Here is a 1753-nt window from a genome sequence, read left to right as displayed (position 1 = left end):
GACTGTGTGAAAACTATTGATCACCTTTTGGTCTAAGTTCTATGTTTTTATGATCAAACAATCTTATTGTTGCCGCCTATTAAATCACCACTTTTAGTATAATTATATGGTCAGCTAAACCATAGAGAAAACGTGATGGCTCATCATATTTTAGGCCAGTCAAGAACACAAACCACCTTGTTTCCAGAAGCGCTTGATGACTTTGTTACTGAAGATAACCCCGTTAGAGTCGTGGATGTATTTGTAGAGGGTTTAGACCTTGAAACACTTGGATTTGAGCGTGTTGTTGCCAAAGGCAAAGGCCGTCCAGGTTACCATCCAGCCATCCTGTTAAAACTCTATATCTATGGTTATCTAAATCGTATTCAAACTTCCCGTCGCTTAGAAAAAGAAAGCCATCGCAACATTGAATTGATGTGGTTGCTTGGTCGATTAATGCCAGACTTTAAAACGATAGCTGACTTCAGAAAGGATAACCGCAAAGGAATTAAAGGTGCGTGCCGTCAGTTTGTAGAGATGTGTCGCCAGATGAATATGTTCACCGATTCACTCTTCGCCATTGATGGCAGTAAGTTCAAGGCCGTAAACAACAAGTCAAAAAATTACACACCCAGCAAAGTCCAATTCCATATTGACCGTGTTGAGAAGAGTATTCAAAAATACTTAAGCCAAATGGATAGCAAAGACGAGAATGAAAAAGAGTCTTCAAACACCGTCTCAGCCTCAAAGTTGGCATGGCTTGAGCAGCGCTTGATTGAGCTTAAAGCGCTTGAAGTAGAAGTGAGTGAGCATCCAGACAAACAGGTATCACAAACCGACCCTGATGCACGTTTGATGAAGACGCACCATATGGAAAGACAGGTTTGCTACAACGTACAAACGGCAGTAGACACTAAGCACCATCTCATCGCCCATCATGACATTGTGATGACCACTGATAGAGGCCAATTAACCTTAGTGGCTAAACAAGTGCAGCAAGCAATGAAGAACAAAGACATCATCGTCATTGCAGATAAAGGTTACTTCAGCCGCAATGATATCAAGGCGTCACATGACCTAGGTATGACCGTTAATGTTCCTCAAACCGATACTTCTGGCTCGGCGAAAAAAGGGATATTCAACAAATCCCTGTTTAAGTATGACAAGGATAAAGATGTGTATATTTGTCCTGCGGGAGAGACCTTACAAAACCGTTTTCGTTCGAAGGAAAAAGGAGTTGAACAAGACGTCTACTTTAACAATGTCGCCTGTAGCCAGTGTGAAATACGTGCTAAATGCACGACTAGCGCAAAGAACGAGGTTCGGCGAATGAGACGGTGGATACACGAATCAATCATTGAAGATATGCAAAAGCGATTGGACGATAATCCTGATATACCTGTTCTGAGAAAGCAAACAGTGGAACACCCGTTTGGCACCATAAAAATGTGGATGGGTGCCACTCACTTTGTAACCAAGCGCCTAGAGAGCGTCGGCACTGAAATGAGCCTCAGTGTGCTGGCGTATAACCTGAAACGAATGATGTCGATAATGGGAACGACTGGTTTGATGGAGGCGATGATGGCCTAGGGGTAATTACCCCTTAAAAAATCACGTGTATAGCCTTATTAACAGCCATTATTGCCATCCAAAAGTCTCTCAACGCGCAAATTTACTATTTCAACTAAATATCCGACACATCAACTCCGATGCTAAGAATGTGGCTGAAACTGCCGCAGATTACTATTCAAAATAGTTTTTACACAGTCTGTGC

The 1753-nt window shown here is 42.3% G+C and carries 1 protein-coding gene; it reads left to right on the top strand.

Annotation, left to right across the window (positions count from 1 at the left end; all coding sequences use genetic code 11):
• Window positions 1–135 precede the first annotated feature (135 nt).
• A complete protein-coding gene (locus tag GARC_RS15020) occupies window positions 136–1569 on the top strand; it encodes an IS1182 family transposase (protein ID WP_007621651.1) in 1434 nt (477 codons plus the stop codon).
• Window positions 1570–1753: the final 184 nt, after the last annotated feature.

It is taken from the genome of Paraglaciecola arctica BSs20135, assembly GCF_000314995.1.
Classification (GTDB): Bacteria; Pseudomonadota; Gammaproteobacteria; order Enterobacterales; family Alteromonadaceae; genus Paraglaciecola; species Paraglaciecola arctica.
This window is presented reverse-complemented; position numbering and strand designations above follow the sequence as displayed.